The sequence below is a fragment of the Acidocella sp. genome (assembly GCF_028687955.1).
GTDB lineage: Bacteria > Pseudomonadota > Alphaproteobacteria > Acetobacterales > Acetobacteraceae > Acidocella.
The window spans coordinates 1-15,582 of record NZ_JAQTZC010000054.1; the positions used below are offsets into that span (position 1 = coordinate 1).

Annotated in this window: 12 protein-coding genes and 2 tRNA genes; 8 read left to right on the top strand and 6 right to left on the bottom strand. The window is 64.1% G+C overall.

Annotated elements, in window-relative coordinates; all coding sequences use genetic code 11:
* Positions 1 to 84 precede the first annotated feature (84 nt).
* Positions 85 to 270 (bottom strand): YqaE/Pmp3 family membrane protein, encoded by a 186-nt coding sequence (locus tag PHE40_RS08125; RefSeq protein WP_299960607.1) that lies wholly within the window; start codon positions 268 to 270, stop codon positions 85 to 87.
* 30 nt (positions 271 to 300) lie between these two features.
* Positions 301 to 2,868 carry a bifunctional acetate--CoA ligase family protein/GNAT family N-acetyltransferase gene (locus PHE40_RS08130; RefSeq protein ID WP_299960610.1) on the bottom strand — a complete coding sequence of 856 codons (2,568 nt, stop codon included), beginning with the start codon at positions 2,866 to 2,868 and terminating at the stop codon, positions 301 to 303.
* An 89-nt stretch (positions 2,869 to 2,957) separates the two neighbouring features.
* Here PHE40_RS08130 and PHE40_RS08135 point away from each other — a divergent pair, with 89 nt between their 5' ends.
* The 4 genes from PHE40_RS08135 to PHE40_RS08150 are packed head-to-tail and all read left to right on the top strand — an operon-like array spanning position 2,958 to position 7,071.
* On the top strand, positions 2,958 to 4,442 hold the full coding sequence (locus tag PHE40_RS08135; protein ID WP_299960613.1) for a replicative DNA helicase: 1,485 nt from the start codon (positions 2,958 to 2,960) through the stop codon (positions 4,440 to 4,442).
* 9 nt (positions 4,443 to 4,451) lie between these two features.
* Positions 4,452 to 5,522, top strand: coding sequence for an alanine racemase (alr, locus tag PHE40_RS08140; RefSeq protein ID WP_299960616.1), 1,071 nt, complete (start codon positions 4,452 to 4,454; stop codon positions 5,520 to 5,522).
* Entirely contained in the window at positions 5,519 to 6,304 is a 786-nt protein-coding gene (locus PHE40_RS08145) for an ABC transporter permease (protein WP_299960618.1), read from the top strand. The genes alr and PHE40_RS08145 overlap by 4 nt, the downstream gene beginning before the upstream one ends.
* Positions 6,301 to 7,071: an ABC transporter ATP-binding protein gene (locus PHE40_RS08150; RefSeq protein WP_299960621.1), complete on the top strand. Its 771-nt coding sequence runs from the start codon at positions 6,301 to 6,303 to the stop codon at positions 7,069 to 7,071. Before PHE40_RS08145 ends, PHE40_RS08150 begins: the two co-directional genes overlap by 4 nt.
* Here the strand turns inward: PHE40_RS08150 and bioD are convergent.
* Complete coding sequence (bioD, locus tag PHE40_RS08155) at positions 7,049 to 7,738, bottom strand: dethiobiotin synthase (RefSeq protein WP_299960624.1); 690 nt, start codon at positions 7,736 to 7,738, stop codon at positions 7,049 to 7,051. The two genes, PHE40_RS08150 and bioD, sit on opposite strands and share 23 nt — an antisense overlap.
* A gap of 66 nt (positions 7,739 to 7,804) precedes the next feature.
* Between bioD and bioB the strand changes: the two genes are divergently transcribed.
* The 3 genes from bioB (at position 7,805) to PHE40_RS08170 (ending at position 13,161) form a co-directional block, all read left to right on the top strand.
* Entirely contained in the window at positions 7,805 to 8,764 is a 960-nt protein-coding gene (bioB, locus tag PHE40_RS08160) for a biotin synthase BioB (protein ID WP_299960627.1), read from the top strand.
* Between the two features lie 15 nt (positions 8,765 to 8,779).
* The gene (locus tag PHE40_RS08165) at positions 8,780 to 10,030 is read left to right on the top strand and encodes an adenosylmethionine--8-amino-7-oxononanoate transaminase (protein ID WP_299960630.1); all 1,251 of its coding nucleotides are present in this window, start codon (positions 8,780 to 8,782) and stop codon (positions 10,028 to 10,030) included.
* A 179-nt stretch (positions 10,031 to 10,209) separates the two neighbouring features.
* Positions 10,210 to 13,161, top strand: coding sequence for a glycosyltransferase (locus tag PHE40_RS08170; protein ID WP_299960633.1), 2,952 nt, complete (start codon positions 10,210 to 10,212; stop codon positions 13,159 to 13,161).
* A 5-nt stretch (positions 13,162 to 13,166) separates the two neighbouring features.
* Here the strand turns inward: PHE40_RS08170 and PHE40_RS08175 are convergent.
* Positions 13,167 to 13,242: transfer RNA gene (locus PHE40_RS08175), tRNA-Ala, on the bottom strand.
* A gap of 85 nt (positions 13,243 to 13,327) precedes the next feature.
* Here PHE40_RS08175 and PHE40_RS08180 point away from each other — a divergent pair.
* A tRNA-Thr gene (locus tag PHE40_RS08180) sits at positions 13,328 to 13,402 on the top strand.
* 104 nt (positions 13,403 to 13,506) lie between these two features.
* Here the strand turns inward: PHE40_RS08180 and PHE40_RS08185 are convergent.
* Both PHE40_RS08185 and PHE40_RS08190 read right to left on the bottom strand, forming a co-directional pair.
* Positions 13,507 to 14,058: a 3-phenylpropionate/cinnamic acid dioxygenase subunit beta gene (locus tag PHE40_RS08185; protein ID WP_299960636.1), complete on the bottom strand. Its 552-nt coding sequence runs from the start codon at positions 14,056 to 14,058 to the stop codon at positions 13,507 to 13,509.
* Positions 14,059 to 14,072: 14 nt separating this feature from the next.
* Complete coding sequence (locus tag PHE40_RS08190; RefSeq protein ID WP_299960639.1) at positions 14,073 to 15,449, bottom strand: aromatic ring-hydroxylating dioxygenase subunit alpha; 1,377 nt, start codon at positions 15,447 to 15,449, stop codon at positions 14,073 to 14,075.
* Between the last annotated feature and the right edge of the window lie 133 nt (positions 15,450 to 15,582).

A 15,582-nucleotide genomic window follows, 5' to 3' on the forward strand; every position in this document is an offset into this window, starting at 1 on the left:
TTTGCGCGCGGCCGCCCCACCAGCCCCGCGCGCATACCAGTCAGCCTTAAGGCTGACTGGTATTAAACCAATCAGGCTCTGGTTTCAGCGCATCGCCTGTTTGATCTGCTCGCCGGTTTTATATTGGCTGAGCGCATAGACCGACCACAAAGCAGCGGGAATCCAGCCGATCAGCGTGAGTTGCAGCAGCAGGCAGAGGATGCCGGCAAACGGGCGGCCGATGGTGAAGAATTGCAGCCAGGGCAGAAAAATCGCGAGAAACAGGCGCATGCGCGCTCCTTGTCAGGGATGATTTCCCGGCTATAGCGGCTGCGGCTCCAGATGTAACCTCGCCTCCACAATATCGCTCTCGCCAGGGACATGCCCGATCGTGAAGCCCAGGTGTTTGATGAAGGCCAGCATCGGCGCGTTGTCGGCCAGTATCTGGCCGGTGATCTCCTCAACCCCGCGGGTGCGCCCCCAGGCGATGATGGCGCGCATCAGCGCGCTGCCCAGCCCCATGCCCTTGGCGGCGGGTTCCACCACCACGGCGAATTCGGCGAATTTCCCATCGGTGTCGTCGCAGACGAGGCGTGCAACGCCGGCGGTTTCCTGGGTTGTCTCGCGCACGGCGATGATCGCCATTTCCCGCTTGTAGTCCACATCCGTCATACGGGTGACCTGCTCCACCGGCAGGGTGCGCATGGCCGAGAAAAACCGGTAGCGCATGTCTTCGGCCGAGAATCGTGCGAGCATCGCGGTGTGGGCATCCGCATCCTCCGGGCGGATGGGGCGCAATACAAAGGTTTGGCCCTTGGCGGTGTAGTGGCTGCTCAGCTCGCTGGGGTAGGGGGAGATGAGCAACGGCGGACGCGTGGCACCGGCGGGGCGCAGTAAAATACGCGCGCTGGCGGCGATGGCGCCGTGCTCATGCGCGAAGATGGGGTCAAGGTCGAGCAGGAGGATCTCAGGCGTGTCGATAATCAGCTGGCTGACCCGCACCAGCGTGGCGGCAATGGCCTCCTCATCCGCCGCCGGCGCGCCGCGATGCGCCGCCAGGGCCGGGGCGACGGCGGCGCGGCGGATGAGCGCATGCGCCAGGGTGAGGTTGAGCGGCGGCAGATCGGCCGCGAGGCTGGCGATATCATCCGGGTCGCCGCCGCCGGGGCCAAAGCCGATAACCGGGCCGAGAACCGGATGGTCGCTCACCCTGATGCGCAGTTGCGTGCCGCGCGGCGCCTGCTGCTGCACCACGAAACCGGCCTGGGAGACATCGGCCCCCTGCTGTGCGAGGCGGAGCAGAAGCGCCCGCGCGGCGTCATGCACCGCGGTGGCGTCTGGCAGGTCCAGCACCACCGAGCCCGCGAACTGGTTGGTCGGAATGTCCTGGTGGGAGAGTTTGACCACTGCGGGGAAACCCAGCTCCGCGGCGGCGGCGGCGGCTTCGCTGGGGGTCATGACATGGCGGCTGGCGATGACCGGGATATTATACGCGGCGACGATCGCCAGAGCCTCGTCCTGTAGGATCACCTGATGTTCGTCCGCGCGCGCGGCGTGGATGCGCATGGCGGCGGCGGCTTTGTCCGGGGCGATTCGCAGCACTGTGGAATCAGGTAGTTCGCGCGCCGCCGCGCGGTTGTGCCGGTTGCGCAGCAGGTGGCGGAACCCGGCGATGGCGGCTTCAGGCGTATCAAAGCAGGCAAGGTGCGCGGCGCTCAGCCGGTGGCGGTGTTCTAGCCCGTGCGCCTCGCCCAGGGCGGCGATGAGCAGCGGCACTTTTATGGTCTTGGCGCAGGCGATCAGCACCTCGATGGCGGTGTCGTCCTCGCTGCCGCTGGGGGCATGCACCACCAGAATCCCGCCGACTTCCGGCGCGGTGGAGAGCGTGGCGGCGATCTCGGCGAGGCGGATGGGGGTTTTGCCGGAAAAAATTGGCCCCGGCGGCGGCAGGCTGCCCAGAGTCAGGGCAAGCGCCTGCGCGGTTTGCGGGCTGAGTTCGGCTAGGCTCAGCCCGGCGCGGGTGGCCGCATCGGCGGTCAGGCTGCCGATGGCGACCGAATTGGTGACAATCGCCAGCGCATCCCCGCGCGCGGGCTTCACGCGGGTCAGAGTCTCCGCCGCGGCGATGAACTCGGCCACCGAGAAAGTGAGCAACACGCCCGCCCGCGAGAGTGCGGCCTCCAGCGCCGCGGGAAAATTTCGCCTGGCCTCCTGCGGCCCGCCTGGCAGGCGCATGCCGGGCGCGATGGCGACCACAGGGCGTAGCCGCGCGGCGGCGCGCGCGGCGGAGAAAAACTGCGGCGGATCGCGCAGGCGGTCCACCTCCATCATGATCGCGGTGGTTGAGGGGTCGCGGGAGAAATAATCCAGCACCAGGCCGAAGCCGACATCGGAATTGCCGCCGATTCCGGCGAAATGGCTGAAGCCGACGCCATTTGGCACCGCCCAGTCGATGACGGTGCGCGCGATGGAGGAGGACTGCCCGACAAAGGCGGTACGTCCATGCGGCGGCACAAGCGTGAAGGGAGAGGCGTTCAGGCCAAGCCCGGGTACAATCAGGCCGAAGGAATGCGGCCCCAGCACGCGGATGCCCGCTGCCTTGGCCATGGCGGCGAGGCCCGGAACCTGCGAGAGCACGATGGCGGCGCGCGCGCCCGCCGCCGCGTGCCGCGCCAGGGCCGCGGGAACATCCGCCGCGTCATCGGCAACCAAGGCGAGGTCGGCGCCCTGCATCGCGTCAGCCTCAGTGGCGATGCGGCCAGTGAACGCGGCGGTGCGCAGATTGGCCAGAACCCGCCGCCCCAGCACGGTCGCGCTGCCGCTCAGGCTGACCGATTCGGGGTGGAACACGCGGGCCGGATCAAAATGCCGAATTGCTGCAACCACCATCGATATGTCCCCTGTCCTGCGTCTTATACACGCTCATCCACAGGACTATCCACTGCCGCGACTCAGCACTTCAGGCTATGATGTGAATTATGAATTCCATCGATCCTCCGCTGCTGGGCCTCTCCCAGCGGTTGCCCCCCAGCAATACCCAGGCCGAGCAGGCGCTGCTTGGCGCGTTGCTCGCCAATAACAAGGCCTATGAGCGGGTTTCGGAGTTTCTCTCGCACGAGCATTTCGCCGATCCGGTGCATGGGCGGATTTTCCAGGCCATCGCGCGGCGCTGCGAGGCAGGGCAGATCGCCGATCCGGTGACCCTGCGCGGCGAGTTCGAACATAGCGGCATTCTCGATGAGGTGGGCGGCACCGCCTATCTGGCGCAGCTGCTCTCGGCCATGGTGGGGATCATCAACGCCGGGGATTACGGGCGCCTGATCCGCGATGCCTGGCTGCGCCGTCAGCTCATTGATATTGGCGAGGTCGTGGTCAACCGGGCGTTCGGCGCCGAGCCTGAGCTGGACGGCGCGATGCAGATCGAGGCGGCGGAGCAGACGCTGTTCAATCTGGCGACGCAGGGCGGCGCCGAGGGCAAGGGCGTCACCTTCAAGGAGGCTCTGGCCGCCGCCATCGAGAACGCCTCCAAAGCCTTCCAGAACCAGGGGTCGGTCTCCGGGCTCGATACCGGGCTGCGCGATCTGAACAAGCGCACCGGCGGCATGCACCCGTCGGATCTGATCATCCTGGCCGGGCGGCCTGGCATGGGTAAAACCGCGCTGGTGACCAAAATCGCCTTCGGCGCGGCCAAGGCGCTGCTCGCCAATGCGCGGATCGACAACCCCAACGCCATGGCCAAGGGCTGCGTGGCCATCTTCTCGCTGGAAATGAGCGCCGACCAGCTGGCGACTCGTCTGCTCGCCGAGGAGGCGCGCGTCTCGGCCGATAAAATCCGCCGCGGCGAAATCTCCGCGCGCGATTTTGATAATTTTGTGAAGGTCAGCCGCGAGATCTCGGATATTCCGCTGATCATCGACGACACCCCGGCGATTACGCTCTCCGCCCTGCGCACGCGCTGCCGCCGTTTGCAGCGCACCAACGGGCTCGGGCTGGTGATTGTGGACTATTTGCAGCTGATGCGCCCGGCGGCGGGCACCAAGCCGGAGAGCCGGGTGCTGGAAATTTCGCAGATCACCCAAGGGTTGAAAGCCATCGCCAAGGAGCTTGCCGTGCCGGTGATCGCGCTCTCCCAGCTCTCGCGCGCGGTGGAAAGCCGTGACGACAAGCGCCCGCAGCTTTCGGATCTGCGCGAGTCAGGCTCCATCGAGCAGGACGCGGACATGGTGATGTTCATCTACCGCGATGAATATTACCTGCAACAAAAGGAGCCCAAGATCGTCGCCTTTGAGCGTGAGGACAAGTACCAGGAGGCGATGGAGAAGTGGAAAGCGGATATGCAGAACGTGTACCAGAAGGCCGAGCTGATCCTGGCCAAACAGCGCCACGGCCCCACCGGCAAGATCGACCTCTTCTTCGAGGGCGAGTTCACGCGGTTCGCCGATCTTGATACCGTTCACGAATAAGCCCGCGTTTTGACCGCCCTGCTGGAAATCGACCTCGCCGCGGTAGCCTGGAACTGGCGCAAGCTGGCGGCGATGCATGGCGGCGCCACGGCGGGGGTCATCAAGGCCGATGCTTACGGGCTGGGCGCCGCCCAGGTGGCGCCAAAGCTGCTGGCGGTAGGGTGCCGGCATTTTTTCCTGGCGCATCTGGCCGAGGCGGTGGCCCTGCGCCCGCTGCTGCCCGGCGTGATGCTGGCGGCCCTCAATGGCCTGCGGCCCGAGGAGACGGGCGATTGCTATGCGCAGGGCATCGTCCCCGTGCTGGGCTCGTTGCATGAGCTGGGCTGGTGGCGCGCCGAGGCGGCGTTGCGCGGCGCGGTGCTGCCGGTAATCCTTCAGGTGGACACCGGCATGGCGCGCCTCGGGCTTTCAGCGCAGGAGCTGGCGGTGTTGCGCGAAGACCAGACGCTGCTGCAAGGGCTGCGGGTGGAGTATGTGCTCACGCATCTCACCAGCGCCGAGGCGCCGCGCGCGCCGGTGAATCAGCGCCAGGCGCAGGCCTTTGCCGGGATTATGCGTCAGTTCCCAGGGGTGAAAACCAGCATCGCCAATACCTCCGGCATGTTCCTGGGGGCTGATTTCGCCTCCAGCCTCGCCCGTCCGGGGGCTGGGCTGTACGGGCTAAACCCTACCCCAGGTGCCGCCAACCCGATGCGCCCCGTGGTGCGCCTGAGCGCCCCGATTCTGCAAATTCATGAGGTGGAGGCCGGCGGCACCGTGGGTTATGGCGGCACCTGGGTGGCCAGGCGCTCCAGCCGTATCGCCACGGTTGGCGTGGGTTATGCCGATGGTTATCTGCGCGCGCTCTCCAACGCGGGGACAGCGCGCTTTGACGATACCCCGGTGCTCCTGGTAGGCCGGGTATCGATGGACCTGACAACATTCGACGTGACCGGCCTGCCAGTCTCCCCAGGCGACATGCTGTGCCTGCTGGGGCCGGGGCATGGGCCTGATGAGTTGGCCCGCGAGGCGGGAACCACTGGCTATGAGATTCTCACATCCCTGGGGCGCCGTTACCGGCGGCGGTATATCGGCATATGAAGTTCCCCCTTAACATGGTCGCCGCCCTTGGCGCGCTGGTGCTGGGCACGGTTGAGTTCGTGGGCGAGCTGGGTATTTTCGCGATCTCCGGCGTCTCGCATGTATTCCGTCCGCCGTATTATCCCCGGCTCATCTGGCGCAGCCTCATGGAAATCGGCTTTTACTCGCTGCCCGTGGTGGCGCTCACCGCGCTGTTCACCGGCATGGTGCTGGCCTTGCAGTCCTACACCGGGTTTTCACGCTTCAACGCGGAGAGCGCGATTGCCAGCATCGTCGTGCTCTCGGTCACGCGTGAGCTGGGGCCGGTGCTGGCGGGGCTTATGGTCTCCGGGCGTGCGGGTGCCGCCATGGCGGCCGAGCTTGGCACCATGCGGGTGACCGACCAGATCGACGCGCTGTCTACTTTGTCCACCGACCCGATGAAATATCTGGTGGCGCCCCGCCTCCTGGCGGGGGTCATCGCGATGCCGCTGTTGGTCTGCATTGCCGATATTCTGGGCGTAATGGGCGGGTTCCTGGTCTCCACCGAGAAGCTGGGCTTCACCCCGGGGACGTATCTCATCAGCACCTTCTCGCACCTGAAGACTGAGGATGTGGTCTCCGGCCTGATCAAGGCCGCCGTGTTCGGCTTCATCATCTCGCTCATGGGTTGCTTCAACGGCTACCGCTCCAAGGGCGGGGCGCAGGGCGTGGGTGCCGCGACGACTTCGGCCGTGGTCACCGCCTCGATCCTCATCCTGGCGCTGGATTATATTCTCACCCAGGTGTTGTTCGTTAAATGACCCAGCCGAAAATCCGCATCCGGGGGCTGAAAAAGGCTTTTGGCGACAAAAAAGTGCTCGACGGGATCGACCTCGACGTGATGCCGGGGACCGGCATGGTCGTCATCGGCGGCTCGGGTTCAGGCAAATCGGTGCTGATCAAATCCATCATTGGGCTGGTAACGCCCGATTCCGGGGTTATCGAGATCGACGGCGAGGATGTGCTGAAAGCCTCGCGCGGCCGGGCACATGAGCTACGCGCCCAGATCGGCATGCTGTTCCAGAACGGCGCGCTGTTTGATAGCCTGCCGGTCTGGGAAAATGTCACCTTTGGGCTGCTGGCGCAAAAAAAGATCCGCCGTTCCGCCGCGCGCGACAAGGCGATCGAGGTGCTGGCGCAGGTTGGCCTGGCGGATAATGTCGCCGCCCTCTCGCCCTCGGAGCTTTCAGGCGGCATGCAGAAGCGCGTGGCGCTGGCGCGCGCCATTGCCTCCGAACCGGCGATCATGTTCTTCGACGAGCCGACCACCGGGCTGGACCCGATCATGGGCGCGGTGATCGACGAGCTGATCACCGATTGCGTCAAACGTCTGGGCAGCACCTCGGTCGCCATCACGCACGACATGGCAAGTGCTCAGCGCATTGGTGACCGCGCGGCGATGCTCTATGAAGGCCGTGTGTGCTGGACCGGCGCGGCGGAAGAATTATTGACCAGCACCGACCCGGTGGTGGACCAGTTCACCCACGGCCGCGCGCACGGGCCGATCAAGATGGCCCTGCGTAGGTAAGGTCCAGCAGGCTGCCGGCCAGGTCCTGGAACGGCTGCTCGTTCTGGCTGCGCGGGATCATGTGAATCGGCGGTTTGATGAAGCGGCGCAGCGTGGCGGCGGTTTCTTCCAGGCTGACGGCGGGGTTCTCGCTTTCGCTTAACACCACGGCGGCGGTCGAGATCCCCCGGAAGGCCAGAAAATCCACGGCGTTGATGGTATGGCTGATGGTGCCGAGATAGGTTCCCGCCACCAGGATCGCGGGGATGCGCAGGGCGGAAATCCAGTCCGAGACCAGATGCGTTTCATCGAGCGGCACGGCGACGCCGCCAATCCCCTCTATCAGCAAGGTGCCGGGGGCGGCGCCGATGGCCACCTGGCAGAATTTGGTGAGCAGCGTAAAATCGACCCGCCGCCCCTCGCGCGCGGCGGCCATGTCGGGCGACAGCGGCGCGGTAAACCGCCAGGGGGAGATGGTCTCGATATTCTGCCGTGAGACAGCCTTGCCCATCGCGGCGAGCAAAACGGCGCTGTCCGAATGCGCGGCGTTGTTAAGGGAAAAACCTGTCAGCAAAGGCTTGATCGCGCTTGCGGCCTTTCTGTCGCGCCGCGCCGCCCGGAGAATGCCAGCCGTCACATAGGTCTTGCCTATGTCCGTGCCGGTAGAGGTAATAAAATAGCTGACCATAGTTCCACTCTTTTCTCCTTTGATGCATCGGTTTAACCTCTAACGCAATCAGTTAGGAGACCGCTTTTGCCCGACAGCCATATTGTCACAAATCTACGCTGGCGCCGCGAGGATGTCGCCGCCTTGCTGGCGCTGCCTTTTCCCGAGCTGATGTACCGCGCGCAGAGCGTACACCGCGAGAATTTTGACCCGCAGCGGGTGCAAATCTCCACCCTTCTCTCCATCAAGACCGGCGGCTGCCCGGAGGATTGCGGCTATTGCCCGCAGGCGGCGGGCGCTGACACGGGAACCAAGGCGTCCCGGCTGATGGCGGTGGAGGCTGTTCTGGCCGAGGCGCGCGCGGCCAAGGAGAAGGGCGCGGCGCGCTTCTGCATGGGCGCTGCCTGGCGCGGCCCGAAGGACCATGATCTGGAGCATGTGTGCGATATGATCGAGGGCGTGAAGGCGCTCGGGCTGGAAACCTGCGTGACCCTGGGCATGCTCACCGCGCCGCAGACCGCGCGGCTGAAGGATGCCGGGCTTGATTATTACAACCACAACCTGGACACTTCGCCCGAGTATTACGGCAAGGTGATCACCACCCGCACCTATCAGGACCGGCTGGATACGCTGGCGAATGTGCGCGATGCCGGGATCAACGTCTGCTGCGGCGGTATTGTCGGCATGGGCGAGGATGAGAGCGACCGCGCCGGGCTGATCGCCACATTGGCAAACCTGCCGGTGCCGCCGGAATCGGTGCCGATCAACGCGCTGGTGGCGGTGGAGGGCACGCCGCTGGCCAAATCCGCGCCGATTGATGCGATCGACTTCGTGCGTGTCGTCGCGGCCGCGCGCATCACCATGCCCAAGAGCTATGTCCGGCTCTCGGCGGGGCGCGAGGCGATGAGCGACGAGGCCCAGGCATTGTGCTTCCTGGCCGGGGCGAACTCGATCTTCCACGGCGAGAAGCTGCTGACCACGAAAAACGCCACCGTGAACCATGACGAGGCGCTGTTCGCCAAGCTGGGTATTGAGCCTGAAGCCTGAGCCGCGCGCCAAGAAATGAGTAGCTGGCTGGAAAAGGGTTGGCGGCACGTCTGGCTGCCCTATGCACAGATGCAGACGGCGCCCTTACCGTTGCCTGTGGCCCGCACCGGGGGCAGCGGCATCCATCTGGAGGACGGGCGCGTGCTGATCGACGGCATCGCCTCCTGGTGGACGGCCTGCCATGGCTATAACCATCCGCATATCGCGCAGGCGGTGTCCGCGCAGCTCGCGCGCGTGCCGCATGTCATGTTCGGCGGGCTGGCGCATGAGCAGGCGTACCGTCTGTCCACCCGCCTGGCCGCGCTGCTGCCCGCGCCATTGAACCGCGTGTTCTTCACCGATTCCGGCTCCGTCGCGGTGGAGGTGGCAATCAAGATCGCGGTGCAGTCGCGCCTCAACCGCGGCGAGCGCGGGCGCACGAAGATTCTCGCCTTCACCGGCGGCTACCACGGCGACACCTTCGGCACGATGGCGATCTGCGACCCTGAGGAGGGGATGCACGCCATGTTCACCGGGCTGCTGCCCGAGCACCCCGTCATCCCCCTGCCGCGTGACGAAGCGAGCACGGCGGCGTTTGATGCCTTCCTCGAAACCAACGCGAACACGCTGGCGGGGATCATCATCGAGCCGCTGGTGCAAGGCGCGGGCGGCATGGTGCTGCACCCGCCGCAGGTGCTGCGCCATCTGCGCCGCGCCGCCGATGCCTACGGGCTGACGCTGATCTTCGATGAGATATTCACCGGCTTCGGGCGCACGGGCACGATGTTTGCCTTTGAGCAGGCTGGCGTGGCGCCTGACATCATCACCCTCTCCAAGGCGCTGACCGGCGGCACCCTGCCGCTGGCCGCGACCATCGCCACCGACGCGCTCTTCGAGGCGTTTCTCTCCGAGAGCCCGGCAACCGCGCTGATGCACGGGCCAACCTATATGGCCAATGCGCTGGGCTGCGCGGCGGCCAATGCATCGCTGGATCTGTTCGAGCGCGAACCCAGGCTGGCGCAGGTGGCCGCCATCTCGGCGCAGATGGCGCATGAGCTGGCGCCGTGCCGCGCCTTGCCGGGGGTTGTCGATGTGCGCGTGCTGGGTGCCATCGGCGTGGTGGAGCTGGCGGAAATCGCCAACCCGGCGGCGCTGCGCATGGCGCTGGTGGCCCAAGGTGTGTGGATTCGTCCGTTCAGGAATATCCTCTACCTCACCCCGGCCTTCACCATCAGCCCGGACGAGCTATCGCATCTCTGCGCGGCGATTTTCAGGGTCTTATCATAACCGCGTCGCAGGGGATGGCATAGCCGAGTTGCCCTGGCGGATGCTCTCCGGCCCGGGATTAGCTCCATGCGGACATGCCGGGGCGCTGGTTTGCCGTCATGTCCGCAGGTTTAAGCGATTCTTGACATTACCGCCACAGATTGCAACCTCAAGACTAAATATACACGCGCAAGGTGTTAATGCCTCTTCCCGCCCACCAGTTGCTTGACCCCGCTTGCGTGTTGAAACCTGCCTGGGCGGTTTTTGACCGCGCCTGGTATCTGCGCCGCCATGCCGATGCGCGGGTGCTCTGCCACGATAAACCCCCCGAGGCGGCGCTGCTGTATTACCTGCGCGTGGGGGCGCGGCTGGGGCATTCCCCGAGCCCGCTCTTCGACGAGGCTTTCTACCTCGCCCGCAACCCAGACATCGCCGCGCTGGTGCGCGCGGGGCATTATCAGTCCGGCTTTGACCATTACTGTCAGCATGGGCACCGGGGCGTCTCGCCGCACTGGCTGTTCGATGACGCGCTCTACGCCGATCTGTACGAGGATATGACCCTGGAAAACCTCGCCCAGCATCAGTGTTTCGGCCGCTATGACCATTATCTGCGCTCCGGTCAGCGCGAGCGGCGCATGGGGCATTTTCTGTTCGACGGACAATACTACCGTGCGCGCGCGGTGGAGGCGGGGGTGGATGGCGCAGAGGTGGACCTGCACGGCCCCTATGTGCATTTCCTGCACCGGCTCGGTGGCGATGAGGAAGAGCTGGCCCCCTCGGTCTATTTTGATCCCGCATGGTATGCCGGGCATTATCCGGGCGCGAAGGCGCAGATCGCGCGCGGGCGGTTCATCGCGGCAATCGCGCATTACCTCACCTGCGACGCGGCGGAAAACTTTGATCCGGTGCCCCAGTTCTCCGAGGTGTTTTACCGCACCCGCCACCCTGATATCGCGGCGGCGATCGAACAAGGGTTTTACCGCAGCGGCTATCAACAGTTCGTGCAGTATGGCGCGTTCGAGTTGCGCCAGCCCTGCGCGGAGATTGATCTGGTCTACTACCGCGACATGAACGAGCGGGTACGCAACGATCTCAACGCCGGCGAGGTGCGCGATGCCTTCGCGCATCTGCGGCTGGTGGGGCTTGCGGAAAATCTGCCGCATTGCCCGCCGCAGGAGCGGCCGCACCTGAGCGAAGCCGTGACCCGTGAGCTGTTTGTAAAAAAAGCCCGGCATAATCTGACGGTTTTTGCACGCCGCAAGCTGGATTTCACGCTGGCGGGGCCGCCTGTGCTCAGTGTTGTCATGGTGGTGTTCAACCGCTTTGAGCTGACGATGCTCGCCCTCGCCTCGCTGCGCGATAATTATTCCGGGGCGATGGAGCTGATCGTGGTGGATAATGATTCCACTGATGATACCTGCCGGATTGCCGATTATGTGCGCGGCGCGAAGGTTTTGCGCATGGCGGGCAATGTTGGCTTTCTGCGCGGCTGCAACGCGGCGCTGGCGCATGTTACCGCACCGGCCTTGCTGTTTCTCAATAACGACACCGAGCTGGCGCATGGCGCGGTGGCGGCGGCGCTGGCGCGGCTAGGCGGGGCGGATGATACCGGCGCGGTGGGCGGCAAGATCATCCGCACCAACGGCCTGTTGCAGGAGGCCGGCTCGATCATCTGGAACGAGGGCACCACGGTTGGCTATATGCGTGATGCCTCGCCGCTGGCCGCCGAGGCGAATTTCCGCCGCGATGTGGATTATTGTTCGGCGATGTTCCTGCTCTGCCGCACGGAGCTGGTGCGCGCCCTGGGCGGATTCGATGAGGCCTTCGCCCCGGCCTATTTCGAGGATGTGGATTTATGCGTGCGCATCATCGGCGCCGGGTACCGGATTGTCTACGACCCCGCCGTCGTGGTGTATCATTTGGAGTTCGGCAGCGCCGCCACCACCGAGGCTTCGATGGCGCTGATGCGCCGGGGGCGGCGCATTTTTCGCAAAAAACATGCGGAATTTTTGAAAACCCAGCTTGCCCCATCAGAAAAAACCCTGGTGGCGGCGCGGGGCAGGGGCGGCAGGCCGCGCGTGCTCTTCATTGAGGATACAGTGCCGCTGCGCCGCCTCGGCTCGGGGTTTGTACGCTCAAATGATGTGGTGCGGGCCATCGTGGCGGCGGGGTTTGAGGTGCATGTGTTCCCGCTGAACGGCGCTCCTTACGATGTCATGAGCCTCTTTGGCGATCTGCCGGAGGAGGTTGAGGTGCTGCATGACCGCGATTTCACTATGTTGGCGGAATTTCTCGCCGAACGGCGGAATTTTTACGATCTGGTGTGGGTCGCGCGCACGCATAATTTCGCCCGGGTGCTGCCCTATCTGCGCAAGGCCGGGTTGGACCCCGCGCGCGTGCCTCTGGTGCTGGATACCGAGGCGGTGGCAAGCAACCGGGCAGGGCATGGCGCCGGGCTACAGGCCGAATTCGCCGGGGTGGCGGTCTGCCGCGAGATTTTGGCGGTAAGCCCCGTTGAGGTGGCGCAGCTGCACGCGCTGGGCCTGCCCCAGGCCAGCCTGCTGGGCACGGCGCGCGCCCCGGCGCCGACACCCAATAGCTTCGCCCAGCGTGCCGGGCTGCTCTTCGTCGCCGCGATTCACCAGGCGGACAGCCCGAACCTCGATTCGCTGGCCTGGTATCTGCGCGAGATTCTTCCCGCCCTGGCCGGCCTGCTGGGTGAGGCGCCGATGCTGCATGTGGTTGGCTACACCGCACCAGAGATCGACCTCTCCCCCTTCCGGCATGAACGCATAAAACTGCACGGCGCCGCGGGGGAATTGGCGCCGTTTTACAATGCCGCGCGGGTGTTCATCGCCCCCACCCGATTCGCCGCGGGAACGCCCTATAAAATATATGAAGCCGCCGCCTGTGGCCTGCCCTGCGTGGGCACGGCGCTGTTGCGCGGGCAGTTGGGCTGGGGCGATGAAATGCTGAGCGCGCCTGTGGATGACGCGTCCGCCTTCGCCCGGCAGATCGCCTCGCTTTATCATGATGAAGCCCTGTGGCGTGCGACGCGTGATAAGGCTTTGGCGCGGCTGGAAAGGGAAAACGGCTTTGCCGCGTTCAACGCGAAGGTTGCACAGGTTTTGCGTGCGGCTTTGGATGAATGAGGGGGTGGTGGAGCTAAGCGGAATCGAACCGCTGACCTCCTGCATGCCATGCAGGCGCTCTACCAATTGAGCTATAGCCCCGTCGCTGGAGGCGCATATATACCGGGGTTTGCTCCGAGATCAAGGGGGTGGAAGGAATGAAGGTTTATGGTAAAGCTCTCCCCGCGCCGGGTTAGCACAGTGGTAGTGCAGCGGTTTTGTAAACCGAAGGCCGGGGGTTCAAATCCCTCACCCGGCACCATAAAATGCAAATAATACCAGTCAGCCTTAAGGCTGACTGGTATTATTTGCAGCATAGCCACCGGACGGAATGCGGGTTGCCCCCCATTCCGTCTGGCGACGTGATTAAAGGTAGATGTTCAGGTTCTTGCTGAGCATCACGTTGTGCTTGAGGATGATCCGGCGCTTGACGAGCTTAAAGGTCCCGCCGATCGCGCGCCAAATATCGGTGCGGTTGCCGACCAGCGAATCCTCGTCGCGCTCGTTGCGGTTGCGATAGGCGTAGAAGTTCGAGAACACCCGGTATTCACCGTCCGTCTCAGTGTACTCCACTTCGACGTTGCTGATGATGTGGGTGTAGCGCGTAGCGGGATCCTCGGACCAGGCCGTGCCAGTTTCCAGGCGCGTGAGGCGCTTTTTTATATCATCAAGACAGTCGTTGTAATAGGCCATCCGGGTCAGGTCGCTGACCTGGTTGGTCTTGTCGCGGCGATAGCGGGTTTCGATGCCGGGCATGTGATAGTGTAGGTCATCGGCCAGCATCGCGACCCATTCGGCATAGTTTTCGTCATCGAGCAGCCGGGCTTCACGATAGAGCGTCTGCGTGAGCGCATGAGTCAGTTCCAGCGAGGCGGTGCAGTTGGACTGCGGGCGTTCGAGTGTTGCGGTTTGTGTCATGGTCGGAGTTTCCTTCAGAGCGCGAATAGGCCGGGCACGTCGCGGGTTTCGGCAACCCCGGCGAGGCGCGGCTGGTGGCGTACCGGCATCGAGCCGAGATCACCTGCTTCCATCATGTCGAGCCAGCGCTGGTAGAAGCCGCGCTGGTTGGCGTCGTTGTACTGGCCGCGATAGACGATGCCGGGCAGGGTATCGTGCTCGATCTGGCGCGAAATCCCGCAGCGGTAGTGTAGCTTTTCGTGCCGGGTGACAACGCCGCGGTTGATCGTGGTGCAGTTCTCCCAGTTCTCGCCGTCGTCCATCTCGAAAGTGCCGCCAGGGCCGAAGGTCTGCATCACCCCCTTGGTCACCTCGTCCTTGATGTCGTCGGGCATCGCTTTGTTGACGATCACCCAGGTCTTCAGCTCGAACTGCATCGGCCCCTTAGGTTGCCATTGCCGGAAGGTGGAGATGCCGGGCAGGAACGACACGTTCGGGAAGATCGAGGCCGAGGCCACCGATCCGAAGATCTGGGAACGCATTTTGCCTAGCCGGTCGGCCATCTTCGGCCGGATTTTGTTGTAGTATTCCATCACCTTGGGGCGGCCCAGCAGGAACAGGTCGCCGACGCCCTCGGTGCCGAACTCCCAGCCATGCCCGTTGACGCTCGCATGATAGGAGTTTTGCATGTCGATTGGCGGGAAGGGCTGGCCGTTGTTCATCGACCGGCAACCCGAATCGTGGGTCCAGCCAGCGTGGTATGCATCGCCGATGAAGTTCTCGACCCCGAACTTCCAGTTGGCGTTCATGACACTCTTGATGCAGCCGCCGATCAGTTCGGTGCCGCCTTCCTCGTTATCGAGGAGCATGTCGAGGTACCAACGGAAATCGCCGAGCCAGGCGTCAAGGCTGGGGGCGTCCTCGGCGAAGGTGGCAAAGACCAGCCCTTTGTAGCTGCTGACCTTGGCAACCTGCTTCAAGCCGTTTTTCTTGCGGTCGATGTCGCCTTCGTCGTAGCAGTATTCCTCGTGCATCCCTTTCAGCTCGCCGGCCGTGTCGAAGGCCCAGCCGTGGTAGTTGCAGACGAACCGCCGGGTGTTGCCGGCATCGGCAAAGCAGACCTTGTTGCCGCGGTGTGGGCAGGAGTTGAGCAAAACCTTGATCGAACCATCGGTCTGGCGCGCGACGATAACCGCGTCTTCGCCCATGTGGGTGGTCAGGAAATCGCCTGCCTTGGGCAACTGGCTTTCATGCGCGACAAACAGCCATGAACGCGCAAAGATGCGGTACAGCTCTTCCTCATAGATTTTGGGATCACTGAAGAGCCGGCGATCGATCCAGCCGTCCTTGAGGTCCATATAACGGGAAAATTTCGGCTCACTGCCGATCTGTTCAAGACGCATTTTATTCATCCCTATTTTTTTACTCAAAAAAATACATTGAGATTGCTGTCAGGTAGCACGGCATGATCCAGCGAGATCTTGCGCGCGGCCAGACACCAGCCGTCATCGCCCCTGCGCCAGCGGTCCGTACGACCGGCGGTGA